The organism is Streptomyces sp. NBC_01241 (assembly GCF_041435435.1).
In the GTDB taxonomy this organism is placed as follows: Bacteria; Actinomycetota; Actinomycetes; order Streptomycetales; family Streptomycetaceae; genus Streptomyces.
Map to the genome: position 1 here is coordinate 6199641 of NZ_CP108494.1, position 20587 is coordinate 6220227.

Here is a 20587-nt window from a genome sequence, read left to right on the forward strand (position 1 = left end):
TGCTCTTGATCTGTCACCTTCGTGACACATCCTTGATCCGTCAATGCCGCTGCACCAGTAACACCGCACGCAACACCGCACAAGATTTACAAGGGGCGCTTCGGCGTCCCTTCTTTCTTTTGCGCGGATCTCTCCGCTCGGACCTGCGCGGTACCCGCCCCGGACGTACACCCCTTCCCTTACCGTCTGATGTGCCCTGCACCCTCATCAGCGAAACCGAGAGCGAAAGGTAGAGTCCGGCGGCGTGCACCTCAAGGCCCTGACCCTGCGTGGTTTCAAATCGTTCGCCTCCGCCACGACGCTGCGGTTCGAACCCGGTATCACGTGTGTCGTCGGTCCCAATGGGTCCGGCAAGTCCAATGTGGTGGACGCGCTCTCCTGGGTCATGGGGGAACAGGGTGCCAAATCCCTGCGCGGCGGCAAGATGGAAGACGTGATCTTCGCCGGAACGACCGGGCGCCCGCCGCTCGGCCGGGCGGAAGTAGCGCTGACCATCGACAATTCCGATGGTGCACTGCCCATCGAGTACGCCGAAGTGACGATCACTCGGATCATGTTCCGCAATGGCGGCAGTGAATACCAGCTCAATGGCGACACCTGCCGACTCCTGGACATCCAGGAACTCCTCTCGGACTCCGGTATCGGCCGGGAGATGCACGTCATCGTCGGTCAGGGCCGGCTGGACTCCGTACTCCACGCCGATCCGATGGGGCGACGCGCATTCATCGAAGAGGCCGCGGGCGTGCTCAAGCACCGCAAGCGGAAAGAGAAGGCGCTGCGGAAACTGGACGCGATGGGAGCCAATCTGGCCCGCGTCCAGGACCTGACCGACGAGCTGCGACGACAGCTGAAGCCGCTGGGCCGGCAGGCGGCCGTGGCACGCCGGGCCGCCGTCATCCAGGCCGATCTGCGCGACGCCAGGCTGCGGCTGCTCGCCGACGACCTGGTGCGGCTGCGCACCGCGCTGCGCAGCGAGATCGCCGACGAAGCGGCGCTCAAGCAGCGTCGGGAGGCCGCGGAGGCGGAGCTCAAGGCGGCGCTGGCGCGCGAGGCGGAGCTGGAGGACGAGGTACGACGGCTGGCGCCGCGGCTCCAGCGGGCCCAGCAGACCTGGTACGAGCTGTCGCAGCTGGCCGAGCGGGTGCGCGGCACGATCTCGCTGGCCGACGCCCGGGTGAAGAGCGCCTCGGCCGCCCCCGAGGAGGAGCGGCGGGGTACGGGATTCAGGGACCCCGAAAGCATGGAGCGGGAGGCAGCCCGCATCCGTGAGCAGGAGGCGGAGCTGACGGCCGCCCTGGAGGCGGCGGAACACGCCTTGGAGGACACCGCCGCCCATCGCGCCGACCTGGAACGGGGGTTGGCGGCCGAGGAACGCAGGCTCAAGGACGCCGCGCGGGCCATCGCGGACCGCCGCGAAGGACTCGCCCGGCTGCACGGGCAGGTCAACGCCGCCCGCGGCCGGGCCGGTTCGGCGCAGGCCGAGATCGACCGGCTGGCCGCCTCCCGCGACGAGGCGCGGGAGCGGGCGGTGGCCGCTCAGGAGGAGTACGAGCAGCTCAAGGCCGAGGTCGAGGGCCTGGACGCGGGCGATGCGGAGCTGGGCGTGCGGCACGATGCCGCCAAGCGGGAACTCGCGGAGGCGGAGGTGGCGCTCGCCACGGCCCGGGAGACGGCCACTGCCGCCGAACGGAAGCGGGCGGCGGTCGCGGCCCGCCATGAGGCGCTGGCCCTCGGCCTGCGCCGCAAGGACGGCACCGGTGTCCTGCTCGGCGCCCAGGACCGTCTGCCCGGACTGATCGGACCGGCCGCGGAACTCCTGACGGTGGAGCCGGGGTACGAAGTTGCGGTGGCGGCGGCCCTGGGCACGGCGGCGGACGCGATCGCGGTGACGGACCCGGCCACGGCGGCGGACGCGATCAGGCTGCTGCGCAAACAGGACGCGGGGCGGGCGGCGCTGTTGTTGGGCGGGGTGCGTGATCACGGCGGGGATGGCGGTGGCTCTGGTGCCTTTGGTGGCTCTAGTGCGCCAGTTGCCTCTGGTGCGAGTGTTGCCCCTGGTGCCGGTGAGGGCGATGTGACCGCAGTATCCGCCGGAAGTCTGCCCGCCGGAAGTCTGCCCGTAGGAAGTACGCCTGCCGGAACTCCGCCCGCCGTCGCCGTCCTCGTCGGCGGGCCGGCCGAACTGGTGGGCGCTGTACAGAGACTGGTGCGGGACATGGTGGTCGTCGGCACCCTGGAGGACGCCGAGGATCTCGTGGCCGCACGCCCGGAGCTGACGGCCGTCACCGCCGAGGGCGACATCCTCTCGGCCCGCTTCGCGCACGGCGGTTCCGCCGGAGCGCCGAGCCTCCTCGAAGTGCAGGCGTCGGTCGACGAGGCCGCCGCCCAGCTGGAGGAACTGGCCGTACGGTGCGCGGAGTTGACCGAGGCGCAGCGGCTCGCCGGGGAGCGGCGCGGCGCGTGCGCCGGGCTCGTCGAGGAGCTGGGGGAGCGGCGCCGGGCCGCTGAGCGGGAGAAGTCCGGGGTGGCCCAGCAGCTCGGCCGGCTCGCCGGGCAGGCCCGCGGAGCAGCGGGCGAGGCCGAGCGGACGACCGCGTCCGCCGCCCGTGCCCAGGAGGCCCTCGAACGGGCGACGGAGGAGGCCGAGGAACTGGCCGAGCGGCTGCTCGTCGCCGAGGAGATGCCGGTCGAGGAGGAGCCGGACACCTCCGTACGCGACCGGCTCGCCGCCGACGGTGCCAACGCCCGCCAGACCGAGATGGAGGCCCGCCTCCAGGTCCGTACCCATGAGGAGCGGGTCAAGGGACTCGCGGGCCGCGCGGACGCCCTCGACCGGGGAGCCCGCGCCGAACGCGAGGCCCGGGCCCGCGCCGAGCAGCGCCGCGCCCGGCTGCGGCACGAAGCGGCGGTGGCCTCGGCCGTCGCGTCCGGCGCCCGTCAGCTGCTGGCCCACGTCGAGGTGTCCGTCGTACGGGCAGAGCAGGAGCGGGTCGCGGCCGAGGCGGCGAAGGCGGGGCGGGAACGGGAGCTGGCGGCCGAGCGCGACCAGGGCCGCGAGCTCAAGAGCGAGCTGGACAAGCTCACCGACTCCGTCCACCGCGGCGAGGTGCTCGGTGCGGAGAAGCGGCTGCGGATGGAGCAGCTGGAGACGAAGGCGCTGGAGGAGCTGGGCGTCGAGCCGACCGGGCTGGCCGCCGAGTACGGCCCCGACCAGCTCGTACCGCCCTCACCGCCGGCCGAGGGCGAGGAACTGCCGGAGGACCCCGAGCACCCGCGCAACCAGCCGAAGCCGTTCGTCCGGGCCGAACAGGAGAAGCGGCTCAGGTCGGCCGAACGGGCGTATCAGCAGCTCGGAAAGGTGAATCCGCTCGCCCTGGAGGAGTTCTCGGCGCTGGAGGAGCGGCACAAGTTCCTCTCCGAGCAGCTCGAAGACCTGAAGAAGACCCGGGCCGACCTGATGCAGGTCATCAAGGAGGTCGACGAGCGGGTCGAGCAGGTGTTCACCGAGGCGTACCGGGACACGGCCCGTGAGTTCGAGGGCGTCTTCTCGCGGCTCTTCCCGGGTGGCGAGGGGCGGCTCCTCCTGACCGATCCGGACAATATGCTCGCGACCGGTGTGGACGTCGAGGCCCGGCCGCCGGGCAAGAAGGTCAAGCGGCTCTCGCTGTTGTCCGGCGGGGAACGCTCGCTGACGGCGGTGGCGTTGCTGGTCTCGATCTTCAAGGCCAGGCCCAGCCCGTTCTACGTGATGGACGAGGTCGAGGCGGCGCTCGACGACACCAATCTGCAGCGGCTGATCCGGATCATGGAGGAGCTCCAGGAGAGTTCTCAGCTGATCGTGATCACGCATCAGAAGCGGACGATGGAGGTCGCGGACGCGTTGTACGGCGTCTCGATGCAGGGCGACGGGGTCTCCAAGGTCATCAGCCAGCGGCTGCGCTGACGCTTCCCTCCGCTTTCAGGGCTTCAACGCGTCATTTGAAGAGCCTGGGTGAGAGTAGGCCGAACGCCAATATTGACTTCGGAATCTGAATGAATGATCTCTCTGGCTTGTTCTTTATCTTCAAGTGGTGGCAGGCGTGGAGTTATGTGCCACTTGGAAGGGCTTACCCCCTCAGTCGGAGCTCGCCCCACACCTGACGACGCGGCCAGGCATCAGGAGTTCACGTGACCAGCACAGCGCAGGGACCGGCGTCCGGAGCCCGAGGGGCCCGCCCGGACCACCTGGGTCATGTCATCTTCATCACGGCGGCCGCGGCGATGGGTGGCTTCCTGTTCGGCTACGACAGTTCCGTCATCAACGGCGCCGTCGAGGCGATCCGCAGCCGGTACGGCATCGGCTCGGCGACGCTCGCCCAGGTCATCGCCATCGCGCTGATCGGCTGTGCGATCGGCGCGGCCACGGCGGGCCGCATCGCCGACCGCATCGGCCGCATCCGCTGCATGCAGATCGCCTCCGTGCTCTTCACCATCAGCGCCCTCGGCTCCGCGCTCCCGTTCGCCCTCTGGGACCTGGCGATGTGGCGCATCATCGGCGGTTTCGCCATCGGCATGGCCTCGGTGATCGGCCCGGCGTACATCGCAGAAGTCTCGCCGCCCGCCTACCGCGGCCGGCTCGGCTCCTTCCAGCAGGCCGCGATCGTCATCGGCATCGCCATCTCCCAGCTGGTCAACTACGGCATTCTGCAGCTCGCCGACGGGGACCAGCGCGGCAGGATCGGCGGCATCGAGGCCTGGCAGTGGATGCTCGGCGTGATGGTCGTCCCCGCCGTTCTCTACGGGCTCCTCTCGTTGGCGATCCCCGAGTCGCCGCGGTTCCTGATCTCGGTCGGCAAGAAGGACCGGGCCCGGAAGATCCTGGCGGAGGTCGAGGGCAAAGGCGTCGACCTCGACGCCCGGGTGACCGAGATCGAGACCGCCATGCACCGGGAGCACAAGTCCAGGTTCACGGACCTGCTGGGCAGCCGCTTCGGCTTCCTGCCGGTCGTCTGGGTCGGTATCGGCCTGTCGGTCTTCCAGCAACTCGTCGGCATCAACGTGGCGTTCTACTACTCGGCGACGCTCTGGCAGTCCGTCGGCGTCGACCCGTCGGCCTCGTTCCTGTACTCGTTCACCACGTCGATCATCAACATCATCGGTACCGTCATCGCGATGGTGCTGGTGGACCGGGTGGGGCGCAAGCCGCTCGCGCTGGTCGGCTCCACCGGCATGGCCATCGCCCTCGCCTTCGAGGCATGGGCCTTCTCCGCCCCCCTGGTCGGCGGCAAACTGCCCCACACCCAGGGCATCGTGGCGCTCGTCGCCGCCCATGTGTTCGTGCTCTTCTTCGCCCTGTCGTGGGGCGTCATCGTCTGGGTCTTCCTCGGCGAGATGTTCCCGAACAAGATCCGCGCCGCCGCGCTCGGCGTCGCCGCGTCCGCACAATGGATCGCCAACTGGGCGATCACCGCGAGCTTCCCGAGCCTGGCCGACTGGAACCTGTCGGGCACGTACATCATCTACGCGTGCTTCGCCACGCTCTCGATCCCCTTCGTGCTCAAGTTCGTGAAGGAGACCAAGGGCAAGGCGTTGGAGGAGATGGGCTGATCCCCGCTGGTCAGGGGTGGGTGTGCCCGATCGCCTCGCAGAAGAGCCGCAGACTGCGCCACCCCTCCTCGACCGGCATCCCGCCGCACAGCGGATGCAGCACCAGGCTGTCCAGTTCCCCGGCCGCCCTGGCGCACTCCTCCGGTGTGACGACCCGGTAGACCTCTTCGTCCCGCAGTTCCGCCACGGTCGTCGCCGCCGAACGCACTGCCGAGCGGATGTCCTTGGACTGCCAGGAGGCGTACGTGCGCGCCTCGTGCAGGAAGTGCTCGCCGTACGTGGCCCATGTCCGGTCCGGGTCCTCGGACACATGGAGCAGCGGCGTCGCGGCGGACGGCATCATGCAGAAGCCGTCCGTCCCGAACTCCGCACGCCGCTCGTGGTAGTAAGCCTCCAGTTCCGGCAGATGCGCGCTCGGGAAGAGCGGCAGCCCGAACCGGGCCGCCCGCCGCGCCGCCGCCCGCGAACTGCCGCCCACCAGCAGCAGCGGATGCGGCTGGGTGTACGGGCGCGGCGTGACCCGGACCGTACGGCCCCGGTACGGGAACGGCTCCCCGGTCCACGCCCGCAACAGGGTCTCCAGGAGCTCGTCCTGGAGCCTGCCGCGCCTGCCCCATTCGACTCCCGCCCGTTCGTACTCCTCGGGCCGGTAGCCGATCCCCGCCACCGTGACCAGCCGGCCCGCGCTCAGCAGGTCCAGGACCGCGATGTCCTCGGCCAGCCGCAGCGGATCGTGCAGCGGGCCGATGACCGCCGAGACGGTGACCGCGATCCGGCGGGTGGCGCCGAAGACCGAACCCGCGAAGACGAAGGGGGAGGGCAGCCAGGAGTTGGCGGCGCCGTGGTGTTCCTCGGTCTGTACGGTGTCGACGCCGTGCTCGTCGGCGTACGCGGCCATCTCCAGCGCCGCGCGGTAGCGGGCCGAGAGCGACTCGGGGGTGGCTGCGGGATCGACCAGATTGAACCGGACCACGGTGAACGCCATGGCACTTGGCCCCTTCGTCGCGCGGACTCGGCGAGGCGGGACAATAGCTGACGCAGCGTCAGAAGTGTAGGGATGCGTCACTCCGGGGTCCGCCCCCGCGGCCCCGTTCGGCGGGCCGCGGCAGGAGTGCGTACAGCGTGGCGGAGACGACGATCGTGGCCGTCCAGCCCAGCCCGTGGCGCCCGATCCAGCCGTCCGCGAACGGTCCGGAGAACCACTCCACGCCGGTGAAGAGCAGGCCCGCCACCAGGCCCGTCGCCCACGCGGTCACGGCCGAGACGGCGAAGCCTCCCGTGTACCAGTAGGCGCTGGACGGCATGGTGTCCAGGAGCGCCGCCGGATCGTACGTACGTCCCCGCAGCTGATCCACGCCGAAGACGCCGATCCAGGCCGAGAACGTCACCGCGAGGAGCGTCAGAAAGGAGACGAAGGAACCCATGAAGCCCGCCGCCGTCATCATCAGCAATACGCCCAGGAACAGGCTGATGACGGCATTCACCCCGACCGCCCACGCGCGGGGGACCGTGAATCCCGGCGTCTGGGCGGTGAAACCGCCCGAATACAACGACATCGCGTTGATCATCACCATGCCGGCCAGTGCCATCAGCAGGTAGGTCACCGAGAGCCAGTCGGGCAGCAGGGCGCCGATGAACGAGACGGGGTCGTCGGTGACGGCCAGCCCCGGCGCGGCGACCGCCATCACGGCACCCATCAGCACCAACGGCAGGCAGACGATCCCGGCGCCACCCACGGTCGCCCCGACCACGGCCGCGCCGGACGCGGTACGCGGCAGACAGCGGGCGAAGTCGGGGCCTGCCGGAACCCAGCTGATCCCGCCGCCCACCAGGGCGCCGACCCCGACGACCGCCATCGCGGTCGGTCCGGCGGGCCTGCTCAGGGCGTCGTCCCAGGCGGTGCTGCCGATCAGGTGGATCAGTACGAGAACGCTGAAGCAGCCGAAGAGATACGTCGACCAGGTGGAGCACGCCCGCAGTGCGCGCACGCCCAGCCCCGACACCAGGAAGCTGATCCCCACGAACGCGACCAGGGTCACCATGATCAGGGTGTTGTTGCTCACGATGCCGAAGAGCAGATTCAGTACGGCGAGCACGGCGTAGGTGCCGGTGACCGCGTTCACCGTCTCCCGGCCCCAGCGGGCGATCCAGATCAGCGCGCCGGGCAGCAGATCGCCGCGCCGGCCGAAGGCGGCCCGGGAGAGCGCCATGCCCGGAACCCGCCCTCCTTGCCCGCGATCGACACCAGGCCCACCAGGCCGAAGCTGATGACCGGCCCGGCGATCGCGACGGCCAGCACCTGCCAGAAATTCAGTCCGCCGAGGACGATGAGGCCCGCGCCCATGGTGAGCAGCAGCACGGTCAGGTTCGCGCCGGCCCAGGTGGGGAAGAGGGTCCGGGCCCGGCCGGTGCGCTCGCTCTCGGGGACGGGGCCCAGGCCGCGGGTCTCCACGGACGGGATCGTACCGTTACCCCCAAAAGGTGTATAACGACCACGTGGTGCGGGGGTGATCCTCCGGGGCGGCACACGCGGGCGGCCGTGACTGATACTGGGTGGGTTATGGAATTCGTCATCCTTGCTGTAGTCATCGCCCTGGTCGCGGTCGGCGTGATCAGCGGGCTCGTGGTCAGCAGCCGTAAGAAGAAGCAGCTGCCCCCGGCACCGTCGAGCACGCCGACCATCACTCCTCCCGAGCCCCATGTCGGCGAGGAAGCCGAAGTGCCGCGCGAGGAACCGCGCCGCACCATCGAGGAGGTCGGCCCCTCGGTGGCCGAGGCTCCCGTCGAGGAAGCCCCCGAGACCGTCGAGCCGGAGGCGCTCGCCGCCCCCGCCATCGAGGTGCCCGAGCCCACCGCCGGCCGGCTGGTCCGGCTGCGTGCCCGGCTCGCCCGCTCGCAGAACTCCCTCGGCAAGGGGCTGCTCACGCTCCTGTCCCGCGACAACCTCGACGAGGACACCTGGGAGGAGATCGAGGACACCCTCCTCACCGCCGATGTCGGCGTCGCGCCCACCCAGGAACTGGTGGAGCGGCTCCGCGAACGTGTCCGTGTCCTCGGCACCCGTACCCCCGAAGGGCTGCGCGCGCTGCTGCGCGAGGAGCTCATCGCCCTGCTCGGCACCGACTTCGACCGTGCGGTCAAGACGGAGAGCGGCGTCGACACCCCGGGCGTCGTGATGGTCGTCGGCGTCAACGGAACCGGCAAGACCACCACCACCGGCAAGCTGGCGCGGGTGCTCGTCGCCGACGGCCGTAGCGTCGTGCTCGGTGCGGCCGACACCTTCCGGGCCGCCGCCGCCGATCAGCTCCAGACCTGGGGCGAGCGCGTCGGCGCCCGCACCGTGCGCGGACCCGAGGGCGGCGACCCCGCGTCGATCGCCTTCGACGCGGTGAAGGAAGGCATCGCCGAGGGTGCCGATGTCGTCCTCATCGACACCGCGGGCCGGCTGCACACCAAGACCGGGCTCATGGACGAGCTCGGCAAGGTCAAGCGGGTCGTAGAGAAGCACGGGCCGCTCGACGAGATCCTCCTCGTCCTCGACGCCACGACCGGACAGAACGGCCTGGTGCAGGCCCGGGTGTTCGCCGAGGTCGTCGACATCACCGGCATCGTCCTCACCAAGCTGGACGGCACCGCCAAGGGCGGCATCGTCGTCGCCGTCCAGCGCGAACTGGGCGTACCGGTGAAGCTCATCGGTCTCGGCGAGGGGCCGGACGATCTGGCCCCGTTCGAGCCCGAGGCGTTCGTGGACGCTCTGATCGGAGACTGACACCACCTCGCGCGTACATGTACGTGTACGCGAAGAGCCCGACCGAGGGATGCAGCCGCGGTCGGGCTCTTGTGCTGTGCGCGGCCGCCGGCTACAGGGATGCCTCCGCGCCGGCGGCGGTTCAGCCGCAGAGGGGCGCGCGATGGCAGCTGTACGCCAGCGTGCCCAGCAGCAGCCGCGCCTGCGGCGGAGAGGCCGCCGTGTCCAGCACCGGCGGGCGCAGCCACCGGACGGGGCCGAGGCCGCCCTCGTCGGACGGCGGGGCGGTGATGTGGTAACCGGACCCCAGCGCCCGCAGGTCCAGGCCCGCGTCGTCCCAGCCCATCCGGTACAGCAGCTGCGGGAGCTCGGCGGCCGCCCCCGGGGCGACGAAGAACTGCGCCCGCCCGGTCGGTGTCACCGCGACCGGGCCGAGCGGCAGCCCCATCCGCTCCAGGCGCACCAGGGCCCGGCGCCCGGCCGCCTCGGCGACGTCGAGGATGTCGAAGGTGCGGCCCACCGGCAGCAGCATCGAGGCACCCGGCGCCCGGGCCCAGGCATCCGCCGCCGTGTCGAGCGAGGCGCCCGCGGGAACCTCGGGCGCGAAGTCCAGCGGATGGGCGCCGGGCGAGGGGCACCGCGCCTCCCCGCAGGAGCAGCGGCCGGCCGCGGCCCGCGCCCCCGGCGCGACGGCCCAGCCCCACAGCCCTGTGTACTCGGCCACTGCGGTGCACTCGGCCGCGCGGCCGCGACGCCGTGAGCCGGTGCGCATCTCACGGATGCCGCCGATCGTGAAGCCCATGCCCCCTCCAACGGGTCCGGCTCGCCGGTGGTTACGACACGGAGCGCGTTCGTGACGCTCCGTCGTCGGTGTCGATCCGTGGTGCGCCGGTGCGCTGGGGGTGGTGCGACATGGTTCGCGCGCCCTGCCGTGCATCACTGCGCCCACTACTGATCGCCGTATGTCAAGTGAATCGCGCCCGGCGGGGACGGTGTTCATTCGAAGGGGTGGCGAATGGTGGCGATTCTGTAATCGCCCTCGCCGGGCGGGTGATCGTAGGATTACCGTCGGTACGCGAGCCATGGAAGTATGTGCGCCCATGGGTATGCCCGAGGCAACCCGATTTCCAGTTCGAGCGTGTGGATCCTCCGTATGGCAGGCATCGGATCAGGACATTCTGGTAATGGTTCGCGCGACAGTATTCGGCGGGATGGGGGCGTTCCAGTGAGTGGCAGCGGCGCAGGCGATTCGAATGCCGGTAAGCGCCCCAATGAGCAATTGGGCTCATGGTTCGTGCGCAGCGGCTGGTCGAAGGGCGAACTGGCACGGCAGGTGAACCGCCGGGCGCGCCAGATGGGCGCGCACCACATCAGCACCGACACCTCCCGCGTCCGGCGCTGGCTCGACGGTGAGCAGCCGCGCGAACCGATCCCGCGCATCCTCTCCGAGCTCTTCTCGGAGCGCTTCGGTTCCGTCGTCGCCGTCGAGGACCTCGGACTGCGCTCGACGCGCCAGTCACCGTCCGTGTCCGGCGTCGACCTGCCCTGGGCGGGCCCGCAGACCGTCGCCCTGCTCAGCGAGTTCTCCCGCAGTGATCTCATGCTCGCCCGCCGCGGGTTCCTCGGTTCCTCGCTCGCCCTGGCCGCGGGGCCTGCCCTGATCGAGCCCATGCAGCGCTGGCTGGTGCCCGTCACCGCCAACGAACGCGAGGAGCCGGAGTCGCCCACCGCGGCCCGCCGCCCCTCCCGGCTCTCCGGCCCCGAGCTGGATCTGCTGGAGTCCACCACCGCGATGTTCCGCCAGTGGGACGCGCAGTGCGGCGGCGGACTGCGCCGCAAGGCCGTCGTCGGACAACTCCACGAGGTCACCGACCTGTTGCAGGAGTCGCAGCCGGCGGCCACCGCCAAGCGGCTGTTCCGCTGCGCGGCCGAACTGGCGGAGCTGGCCGGCTGGATGAGCTACGACGTCGGCCTCCAGCCCACCGCCCAGAAGTACTTCGTGCTCGCGCTCCATGCCTCGAAAGAGGCCCATGACAAACCGCTCGGTTCGTATGTTCTGTCCAGCATGAGCCGCCAGATGATCCACCTCGGACGGCCCGACGACGCCCTCGAACTGATCCATCTCGCGCAGTACGGCAGCCGGGACTGCGCCACCCCGCGCACCCAGGCCATGCTGTATGCGATGGAGGCCCGCGCGTACGCCAACATGGGTCAGCCCAGCAAGTGCAAACGAGCCGTCCGGATGGCCGAGGACACCTTCAACGACGTCGGGATCGACGGCGAACCCGAGCCCGACTGGATCCGCTTCTTCTCCGAGGCCGAACTCAACGGTGAGAACTCCCACTCGTACCGCGACCTTGCCTACGTCGCGGGCCGCAGCCCCACGTACGCCACGCTCGCCGAACCCCTCATGACGAAGGCCGTCCAGCTCTTCGGCGAGGACGACGAGCACCAGCGGTCGTACGCACTCAACCTGATCGGCCTCGCCACCGTCCACCTCCTTCAGCGCGAGCCCGAACAGTCCACGGTGCTGGCCGAGAAGGCGCTGCTGGTCGCCAAGAAGATCCGCTCCGAACGCGTCAGCACCCGACTCCGCAAGACCGTCGACACCGCTGCCAGGGACTTCGGGGACGTTCCCGAAGTCGCCAGGCTCACCGACCTCCTCACCGAGCAGCTGCCCGAAACCGCCGGAGCGGTCTGAGCGGCCCCCCAGGCCCCGGCCACGACGACCACCCCGCACAGACCGACTTCGGCTCCCCCATCGCCAGGTCAGAGGGTGGTCGGCGTGGCCGGTTCGCGTTGCCGTTCCCGTACGGGAGAGTTCCTGCACAGGAGAGTCGTCACCGCACCGTATGCGGCCGCGGCGGCAGAGCGGGCCCGGCACCGGGTGCGCCACCGCCGGTTCATGGGGCCGTAACACACCGGACCTCTTCGTCACTGCCGTGAAACACCGTGCGGCATCGGCGGAAACCGTGCTGGGCGAATCTCATGGCTCATAACCGGCCCGCACCTTTTCCCAGTGGTCCCGCACGTGGTGCCGCTCATCCCGCCCGCACGCGGCCGCACCGACGACGAGGAGACGCCGATGCCCCCAGGCATCACGACGCTTGCCGCAGACGCCCCGACGCTGTCTGCCGCCAACACCGGGTTCATGCTCATCTGCTCCGCCCTGGTGATGCTCATGACCCCGGCCCTGGCCTTCTTCTACGGAGGCATGGTCCGCGTCAAGAGCACCCTCAACATGCTGATGATGAGTTTCATCAGCCTCGGGATCGTCACGATCCTGTGGGTGCTCTACGGATTCAGCCTCGCCTTCGGGACCGATATCGGTTCCGTGCTCGGCTGGAGTTCGGACTACGTCGGTCTCAGCGGAATCGGCATCACCCAGCTCTGGGACGGCTCCACGATCCCCGTCTACGTCTTCGCCGTCTTCCAGCTGATGTTCGCCGTCCTCACCCCGGCGCTGATCAGCGGCGCCCTCGCCGACCGGGTCAAGTTCACCTCGTGGGCCCTGTTCATCACCCTCTGGGTCACCGTCGTCTACTTCCCCGTGGCCCACTGGGTCTGGGGCGCGGGCGGCTGGCTCTTCGAGCTCGGCGTCATCGACTTCGCCGGTGGTACGGCCGTTCACATCAACGCGGGAGCCGCGGCGCTCGGCGTGATCCTCGTCATCGGCAAGCGCGTCGGCTTCAAGAAGGACCCGATGCGGCCGCACAGCCTGCCGCTCGTCATGCTCGGCGCCGGACTGCTCTGGTTCGGCTGGTTCGGCTTCAACGCCGGCTCGTGGCTCGGCAACGACGACGGCGTCGGCGCGGTCATGTTCCTCAACACCCAGGTCGCCACCGCCGCCGCGATGCTCGCCTGGCTCGGCTACGAGAAGCTCCGCCACGGCTCCTTCACGACCCTCGGCGCGGCCTCCGGCGCGGTCGCGGGCCTCGTCGCCATCACCCCGTCCGGTGGCGCGGTCAGCCCGCTCGGTGCCATCGCGGTCGGTGCCATCGCCGGTGTCCTGTGCGCCATGGCCGTCGGCCTGAAGTACAGGTTCGGCTACGACGACTCCCTCGACGTCGTCGGCGTCCACCTCGTCGGCGGTATCGCGGGCTCCCTCCTCGTCGGCCTCTTCGCCACCGGCGGTGTCCAGTCCGACGCCAAGGGCCTCTTCTACGGCGGCGGCCTCGATCAGCTCGGCAAGCAGGCCGTCGGAGTCTTCGCCGTCCTCGCGTACTCTCTGGTCGTCTCCGCCCTCCTCGCCTTCCTCCTCGACAGGACGATCGGGATGCGGGTCGACGAGGACGACGAGATCTCCGGCATCGACCAGGTCGAACACGCGGAGACCGCGTACGACTTCAGCGGAGCGGGCGGCGGCGCGGCCCTGCGCACCACGGCCTCCGCGGCACCGGGCACGACGGCAGCAGCGCAGACCAAGAAGGTGGACGTATGAAGCTCATCACCGCAGTCGTCAAGCCCCACCGGCTCGACGAGATCAAGGAAGCCCTCCAGGCCTTCGGCATCCAGGGCCTCACGGTCACGGAAGCCAGCGGATACGGGCGTCAGCGCGGCCACACCGAGGTCTACCGGGGTGCCGAGTACACCGTCGACCTCGTCCCCAAGATCCGCATCGAGGTCCTCGTCGAGGACGAGGACTCCGAACAGCTCATCGATGTTGTCGTGAAGGCCGCCCGAACCGGCAAGATCGGTGACGGCAAGGTCTGGAGCGTGCCGGTCGACACCGCGGTTCGCGTACGGACGGGCGAACGCGGCCCGGACGCCCTCTGACCGACGGCCCGAAGACCGACGGCTGCGAAGGCCGACGAAGGCTTACGGGCTCCGAAGACCGACGGCCGCCGAAGGCCTACGGCCCCGCAACGAAAGGCAGCCGGGTGACGAGTACCGAAGTGACCTTCGAATCCGACGACTCGGAGCCCAGCGGCTACGCGGCGGCCCGGCTGCGCCTCCTCCAGGAGAAGGCGCAGCCCGGGACGCCGCGCCGTGCGGCCCTCGCCGCACTCACCGACGACTGGCTCACCGCGCTGTTCACCACCGCCGCCGAACAGACCGGCATCCGCGGCGCCGCCCTCGTCGCCGTCGGCGGCTACGGACGCGGCGAACTCTCCCCGCGCAGCGACCTCGACCTCCTGCTCCTGCATGACGGCAACGCCGACGCCGGAGCCATCGCCTCCCTCGCCGACCGCATCTGGTACCCCGTCTGGGACCTCGGCCTCGCCCTCGACCACTCCGTACGCACCCCCGCCGAAGCCCGCAGAACGGCCGGCGAGGACCTCAAGGTCCAGCTCGGACTGCTCGACGCCCGCCCCGTCGCCGGAAACCTCGGCCTCGTCGCCGCCCTGCGCACCGCGATCCTCGCCGACTGGCGCAACCAGGCCCCCAAACGCCTCCCCGCCCTCGACGAGCTCTGCCGGGAACGCGCCGAACGCCAGGGCGAGCTGCAGTTCCTCCTCGAACCCGACCTCAAGGAGGCCCGCGGCGGACTGCGCGACGCCACCGCCCTGCGTGCCGTCGCCGCCTCCTGGGTCGCCGACTCCCCCCGCGAGGGCCTCGCCGAAGCCCGCCGCACCCTCCTCGACGCCCGCGATGCCCTCCACCTCACCACCGGCCGCGCCACCGACCGCCTCGGCCTCCAGGACCAGGACCAGGTCGCCACCGCCCTCGGCCTCCTCGACGCGGACGCCCTGCTCCGCCAGGTGTACGAGGCCGCCCGCACCGTCTCGTACGCCACCGACGTCACCTGGCGCGAGGTCCACCGCGTCCTGCGCGCCCGGTCCGTACGCCCCAGGCTGCGCGCCATGCTGGGCGGCGGCAGGACCGCCGCGACCGAGCGCACCCCGCTCGCCGAAGGCGTCGTCGAAGCCGACGGCGAAGTGGTCCTCGCCCGTAGCGCCCGCCCCGAACGCGACCCCGTGCTCGTCCTGCGCGCCGCCGCCGCGGCCGCCCAGTCGGAACTCCCGCTCTCCCGCCACGTCGTACGCCACCTCGCCACCACCGCACGCCCACTGCCGGTGCCCTGGCCCGCCGAGGCCCGGGAGGAACTCGTCACCCTCCTCGGCGCGGGCGAGGCGACCGTCCCTGTCTGGGAAGCACTCGAAGCCGAAGGGCTGATCACCCGGCTGCTCCCCGACTGGGAACGCGTCCACTGCCGCCCCCAGCGCAACCCCGTCCACACCTGGACCGTCGACCGACACCTCGTCGAAGCGGCCGTACGCGCCTCCTCCCTCACTCGCCGCGTCGGCCGCCCCGACCTCCTTCTCGTCGCCGCGCTCCTGCACGACATCGGCAAGGGCTGGCCCGGCGACCACTCCGTCGCCGGTGAGGTCATCGCCCGCGACATGGCCGCGCGGATCGGCTTCGACCAGCACGACGTCGGCGTCATCGCCACCCTGGTACGCCACCATCTGCTGCTCATCGAGACCGCCACCCGGCGCGACCTCGACGACCCGGCGACCGTCCGCTCCGTCGCCACCGCCGTGGGCACCACCGCCACGCTGGAACTGCTGCACGCCCTCACCGAGGCCGACGCACTCGCCACCGGGCCCGCCGCCTGGTCCACCTGGCGCGCCTCCCTCGTCGCCGACCTCGTTGAACGCGTCGCCGCCGTGCTCGCCGGCCGGGTCCCGGAAGAACCGGAACCCGTCGCGCCCAGCGCCGAACACGAACGCCTCGCCATCGAGGCCCTGCGCACCGGCGAACCCGTCCTCGCCCTGCACGCCCAGGCCGAAACCCCGAACGAGGACGGCGAACCGGAACCCGTCGGCGTCGAACTCCTCATCGCCCTCCCCGACCGCCCCGGCGTGCTGCCTGCCGCGGCGGGCGTCCTCGCCCTGCACCGCCTCACCGTGCGGGCGGCCGATCTGCGTGCCGTGGAACTCCCCACCGAACTCGGCGCGGGCGACGCCGCCGACCTGCTGCTGCTCAGCTGGCGGGTCGCGGCCGAATACGGCTCCCTGCCGCAGGCCTCCCGACTCCGCGCCGACCTCGTACGCGCCCTGGACGGCTCCCTCGACATCCGCGCCCGCCTCGCCGAACGCGAGGCGGCCTACCCGAGGCGGCGCGGAGTGAAGGCCCCGCCGCCGAGGGTGACCGTCGCGGCGGCCGGCTCGCAGCTCGCGACGGTGATCGAGGTACGGGCCCAGGACGCCCCGGGGCTGCTGCACCGGATCGGCCGGGCGCTGGAACAGAGCGGGGTACGAGTACGGAGCGCGCACGTGTCGACGCTGGGGGCGAACGCGGTGGATACGGTCTACGTCACGCGTGAGGACGGCTCGGTGCTGCCGGGCGTGGAGGCCGCGGCACTGGCAAAGGCCCTGGAGGATGCCTTGCGGTGAGGCGTGGGGGACCGTCCTCGCCGTCATGGAACGAATGGGGATGCTCCCCGTCGGCCGGGGGACGCTCCGGCGTCCACCGCGTGCGCGCCCGGCGTGGACCCACTCCCGGCACCCGCGGGGAGTCGTGCGACCGGGGCCGCTGCCCGGGATTTCTCCCGGCAGGGGTCATCGTTTCTCCCGAGCCGGATACCCTGGGGTACCGAATCCACTTTGCCCCCGACCCTGAGGACCGACGAGCGCCGTGTTCGATACTCTCTCCGACCGCCTTGCCGCGACTTTCAAGAACCTCCGGGGCAAGGGCCGCTTGTCCGAGGCGGACATCGACGCCACGGCCCGCGAGATCCGTATCGCCCTGCTCGAAGCAGATGTCGCGCTGCCTGTCGTCCGGTCCTTCATCGCCAACGTCAAGGAGCGGGCGCGCGGCGCCGAGGTCTCCCAGGCGCTGAACCCGGCGCAGCAGATGATCAAGATCGTCAACGAGGAGCTCGTCGGCATCCTCGGCGGCGAGACCCGGCGGCTGCGGTTCGCCAAGAACCCGCCCACCGTGATCATGCTCGCGGGTCTCCAGGGTGCCGGTAAGACCACCCTTGCCGGAAAGCTCGGCCTCTGGCTCAAGGGCCAGGGCCACTCCCCGCTGCTCGTGGCCTGTGACCTCCAGCGCCCCAACGCCGTCAACCAGCTCAGCGTCGTCGCCGACCGCGCGGGCGTGGCGGTGTACGCCCCTGAGCCGGGCAACGGCGTCGGCGACCCGGTCCAGGTCGCCAAGGACTCGATCGAGCACGCCAGGTCCAAGCAGTACGACGTCGTGATCGTCGACACCGCGGGCCGTCTCGGTATCGACCAGGAGCTGATGCAGCAGGCCGCGGACATCCGCGATGCCGTCAGCCCCGACGAGATCCTCTTCGTCGTCGACGCGATGATCGGCCAGGACGCGGTCAACACCGCCGAGGCCTTCCGTGACGGCGTCGGCTTCGACGGCGTGGTTCTCTCCAAGCTCGACGGTGATGCCCGCGGTGGTGCGGCCCTGTCAATCGCCCACGTCACGGGCAAGCAGGTCATGTTCGCGTCGAACGGTGAGAAGCTCGAGGACTTCGACGCCTTCCACCCCGACCGGATGGCGTCCCGCATCCTCGACATGGGTGACCTGCTCACCCTGATCGAGCAGGCGGAGAAGACCTTCAGCCAGGAAGAGGCCGCCAAAATGGCCTCCAAGCTGGCGTCCAGCAAGGGCAAGGACTTCACGCTCGACGACTTCCTGGCCCAGATGGAGCAGGTCAGGAAGATGGGCTCCATCTCCAAGCTGCTCGGGATGCTGCCCGGCATGGGGCAGATCAAGGACCAGATCAACAACATCGACGAGCGCGACGTGGACCGTACCGCCGCGATCATCAAGTCGATGACCCCGAAGGAGCGCGCCGAGCCGACGATCATCAACGGCTCGCGCCGGGCCCGGATCGCCAAGGGCTCCGGTGTCGAGGTCAGCGCGGTGAAGAACCTGGTGGAGCGGTTCTTCGATGCGCGCAAGATGATGTCGAAGATGGCGCAGGGCGGCGGCATGCCGGGGATGCCCGGTATGCCGGGCATGGGCGGCGGTCCCGGTCGGCAGAAGAAGCAGGTCAAGCAGGCCAAGGGCAAGCGCAAGAGCGGCAACCCGATGAAGCGCAAGGCCGAGGAGCAGGCCGCGGCGGCCCGTCGCGAGCAGGCGGCGGCGCAGGGCGGCGCGTTCGGTCTGCCGGCGCAGGAGGACAAGAACTTCGAGCTGCCGGACGAGTTCAAGAAGTTCATGGGCTGATCGCCCGACGACATGCGTGAGGGGCGCCCACCGCCGGTGGGCGCCCCTCACGCATGTCGTCGCGTGCTCCGGTGCGGCGTGCGGTCCCGGCCGGGGTCCGCGCTTCCCTCTCCGGGCCCACTGGAAGGCCCTATAAGGGGCTATGGGTCGATTTCTCCTTTAGTGTCACATTCACTGGCTGTCGGCAGAGGAGCGCGCGTGACCAACCCCGTACCTCCCCGCGACCGGCCCGATCAGCCCTGGCGCTCCGAGGGCGCCCCGCCGCCCCCGCCGCCGGGCCGGAAGATGCCGGGAGGCTGGGGCGGACTGCTGCTCACCGCGCTCGCTGTCTACCTGATCGCCAATCTGGTGCTGTCCTTCTTCAACGGGGAGGCGGAGCCCACGATCGCGTACACGGAGTTCAGCAAGCAGGTCACCTCGGGCAACGTCTCCAAGATCTACTCCAAGGGCGACGCCATTCAGGGGCAGCTCAAGAAGGAGGCGACGGTCCCGGGAACCGACAAGAAGTACACCAAGTTCGTCACGCAGCGGCCCGCGTTCGCGGACGACAACCTCTGGGCCGAGCTGGTCAAGGACGATGTCGCGGTCACTGCCGAGCCCGTCGTCCAGCAGCGCAGCTTCCTCGCCAACCTGCTGATCTCGCTGGCCCCGATGCTGCTGCTCGTCCTGCTCTGGGTGTTCGTCGCCCGCAGGATGGCCAAGGGCATGGGCGGCGGTATGGGCGGCTTCGGGCGCAAAGCCCCGCCCAAGCCCGTCGAGCTGGAGGCCGGCCGGCGCACCACCTTCCAGGACGTGGCCGGGATCGACGAGGTCGAGGGCGAGCTCAACGACGTCGTGGACTTCCTGAAGAATCCGCAGGCGTACCGGAGGATGGGCGCCCGGATGCCCGGGGGAGTGCTCCTCGCAGGACCGCCCGGCACCGGCAAGACGCTGCTCGCACGGGCCGTCGCGGGTGAGGCCGGGGTGCCGTTCTTCTCGGCATCGGCCTCCGAGTTCATCGAGATGATCGTCGGCGTCGGCGCGAGCCGGGTGCGGGAACTCTTCGCGGAGGCGCGCAAGGTCGCCCCCGCCATCATCTTCATCGACGAGATCGACACCATCGGCCGGGCCCGCGGCGGCGGCTCCGGCATGGGTGGCCACGACGAGCGCGAGCAGACGCTCAACCAGATCCTCACCGAGATGGACGGCTTCTCCGGTTCGGAGGGCGTCGTCGTCCTGGCCGCCACCAACCGCGCCGACGTCCTCGACCCCGCCCTCACCCGGCCGGGCCGCTTCGACCGGATCGTCCAGGTCAGCCCGCCGGACCGGCGCGGCCGGGAGGCGATCCTGGAGATCCACACCCGGCAGATCCCGCTCGCCGACAATGTGAACCTGGCCCAGGTGGCCGGTACGACCCCCGGTATGACCGGCGCCGATCTCGCCAACCTCGCCAATGAGGCCGCGCTGCTCGCCGTCAAGCGCCGGCAGTCCGAGGTCAGCCAGACCGATCTCTCGGACGCCCTGGAGAAGGTCCAGCTGGGGGCGGAACGCTCGCTGGTCATGTCGGACGAGGAACGCCGCAGGACCGCGTACCACGAGAGCGGGCACGCCCTGCTCGGCATGGTCCAGCCGGGCGCCGACCCGGTCCGCAAGGTCACCATCGTGCCGCGCGGCCGGGCGCTGGGCGTCACCCTCTCGACGCCGGAAGCCGACAAGTACGCCTATACCGAGGAGTATCTGCGCGGCCGCATCATCGGTGCGCTCGGCGGGATGGCCGCCGAGCAGGTGGTCTTCGACATGGTCACCACCGGCGCGGAGAGCGACCTGGAACAGGTCACCAACCTGGCCCGCGGCATGGTCGGCCGCTGGGGCATGAGCCACAAGGTGGGCAGGCTGACAGCGATCCCGAGCGACGCCCAGCAGGCGTACGGGCTCTCCGCGGCCCCCGCCACGCTCGACGCGGTGGACGGCGAGATGCGGCGCATCGTCGACGAGTGCTACGAGGACGCGTGCCGGCTCCTGCGGGAAAACCGGCACAGGCTGGACTCGCTGGCCGCGGCACTGCTGGAGCACGAGACGCTGGACGAGGCCGCGGCCTATCGGGCGGCCGGGATCGCGCGTCTGGCCAAGTAGCCGCCGCGG

The 20587-nt window shown here is 70.6% G+C and carries 11 protein-coding genes and 1 pseudogene; 9 read left to right on the top strand and 3 right to left on the bottom strand.

From position 1 onward, the window contains the following. Nucleotides 1-244 precede the first annotated feature (244 nt). Both OG306_RS27960 and OG306_RS27965 read left to right on the top strand, forming a co-directional pair. A complete protein-coding gene (locus tag OG306_RS27960; RefSeq protein WP_266748903.1) occupies nucleotides 245-3943 on the top strand; it encodes an AAA family ATPase in 3699 nt (1232 codons plus the stop codon). 224 nt (nucleotides 3944-4167) lie between these two features. After that, nucleotides 4168-5586: a sugar porter family MFS transporter gene (locus tag OG306_RS27965; RefSeq protein ID WP_266748905.1), complete on the top strand. Its 1419-nt coding sequence runs from the start codon at nucleotides 4168-4170 to the stop codon at nucleotides 5584-5586. 10 nt (nucleotides 5587-5596) lie between these two features. Here the strand turns inward: OG306_RS27965 and OG306_RS27970 are convergent, their stop codons facing one another. Further along, a complete protein-coding gene (locus OG306_RS27970; protein WP_266748907.1) occupies nucleotides 5597-6571 on the bottom strand; it encodes an LLM class flavin-dependent oxidoreductase in 975 nt (324 codons plus the stop codon). Between the two features lie 58 nt (nucleotides 6572-6629). Next, nucleotides 6630-8038, bottom strand: a pseudogene (locus OG306_RS27975) (purine-cytosine permease family protein). A 108-nt stretch (nucleotides 8039-8146) separates the two neighbouring features. Here OG306_RS27975 and ftsY point away from each other — a divergent pair. Next, complete coding sequence (gene ftsY / locus OG306_RS27980; protein ID WP_266748910.1) at nucleotides 8147-9355, top strand: signal recognition particle-docking protein FtsY; 1209 nt, start codon at nucleotides 8147-8149, stop codon at nucleotides 9353-9355. Between the two features lie 121 nt (nucleotides 9356-9476). Here the strand turns inward: ftsY and OG306_RS27985 are convergent, their stop codons facing one another. Then, the gene (locus OG306_RS27985) at nucleotides 9477-10136 is read right to left on the bottom strand and encodes a bifunctional DNA primase/polymerase (protein ID WP_266748912.1); all 660 of its coding nucleotides are present in this window, start codon (nucleotides 10134-10136) and stop codon (nucleotides 9477-9479) included. Between the two features lie 423 nt (nucleotides 10137-10559). Between OG306_RS27985 and nsdA the strand changes: the two genes are divergently transcribed. The 6 genes from nsdA to ftsH all read left to right on the top strand — a co-directional run bounded on the left by nsdA (nucleotide 10560) and on the right by ftsH (nucleotide 20578). Further along, nucleotides 10560-12035 (top strand): transcriptional repressor NsdA, encoded by a 1476-nt coding sequence (gene nsdA, locus OG306_RS27990; RefSeq protein ID WP_266748913.1) that lies wholly within the window; start codon nucleotides 10560-10562, stop codon nucleotides 12033-12035. A 384-nt stretch (nucleotides 12036-12419) separates the two neighbouring features. Then, nucleotides 12420-13775, top strand: a complete 1356-nt coding sequence (locus OG306_RS27995; RefSeq protein WP_266752492.1) for an ammonium transporter — start codon at nucleotides 12420-12422, stop codon at nucleotides 13773-13775. Further along, a complete protein-coding gene (locus OG306_RS28000) occupies nucleotides 13772-14110 on the top strand; it encodes a P-II family nitrogen regulator (protein ID WP_266748915.1) in 339 nt (112 codons plus the stop codon). The genes OG306_RS27995 and OG306_RS28000 overlap by 4 nt, the downstream gene beginning before the upstream one ends. A 104-nt stretch (nucleotides 14111-14214) precedes the next feature. Further along, a complete protein-coding gene (locus tag OG306_RS28005; RefSeq protein ID WP_266748917.1) occupies nucleotides 14215-16674 on the top strand; it encodes a [protein-PII] uridylyltransferase in 2460 nt (819 codons plus the stop codon). A 241-nt stretch (nucleotides 16675-16915) separates the two neighbouring features. Continuing rightward, on the top strand, nucleotides 16916-18466 hold the full coding sequence (ffh, locus tag OG306_RS28010) for a signal recognition particle protein (protein ID WP_327258701.1): 1551 nt from the start codon (nucleotides 16916-16918) through the stop codon (nucleotides 18464-18466). A 198-nt stretch (nucleotides 18467-18664) separates the two neighbouring features. Next, nucleotides 18665-20578, top strand: a complete 1914-nt coding sequence (ftsH, locus tag OG306_RS28015; protein WP_327258700.1) for an ATP-dependent zinc metalloprotease FtsH — start codon at nucleotides 18665-18667, stop codon at nucleotides 20576-20578. The last annotated feature ends 9 nt before the right edge of the window (nucleotides 20579-20587 follow it).

Coding starts and splice junctions, on each gene's coding strand:
- OG306_RS27985 (WP_266748912.1), bottom strand. CDS start 10,136: ATGGGCTTCACGATCGGCGGCATCCGTGAGATGCGCACCGGCTCACGG.
- ftsY (WP_266748910.1), top strand. CDS start 8,147: ATGGAATTCGTCATCCTTGCTGTAGTCATCGCCCTGGTCGCGGTCGGC.
- OG306_RS27970 (WP_266748907.1), bottom strand. CDS start 6,571: ATGGCGTTCACCGTGGTCCGGTTCAATCTGGTCGATCCCGCAGCCACC.
- OG306_RS27995 (WP_266752492.1), top strand. CDS start 12,420: ATGCCCCCAGGCATCACGACGCTTGCCGCAGACGCCCCGACGCTGTCT.
- OG306_RS28000 (WP_266748915.1), top strand. CDS start 13,772: ATGAAGCTCATCACCGCAGTCGTCAAGCCCCACCGGCTCGACGAGATC.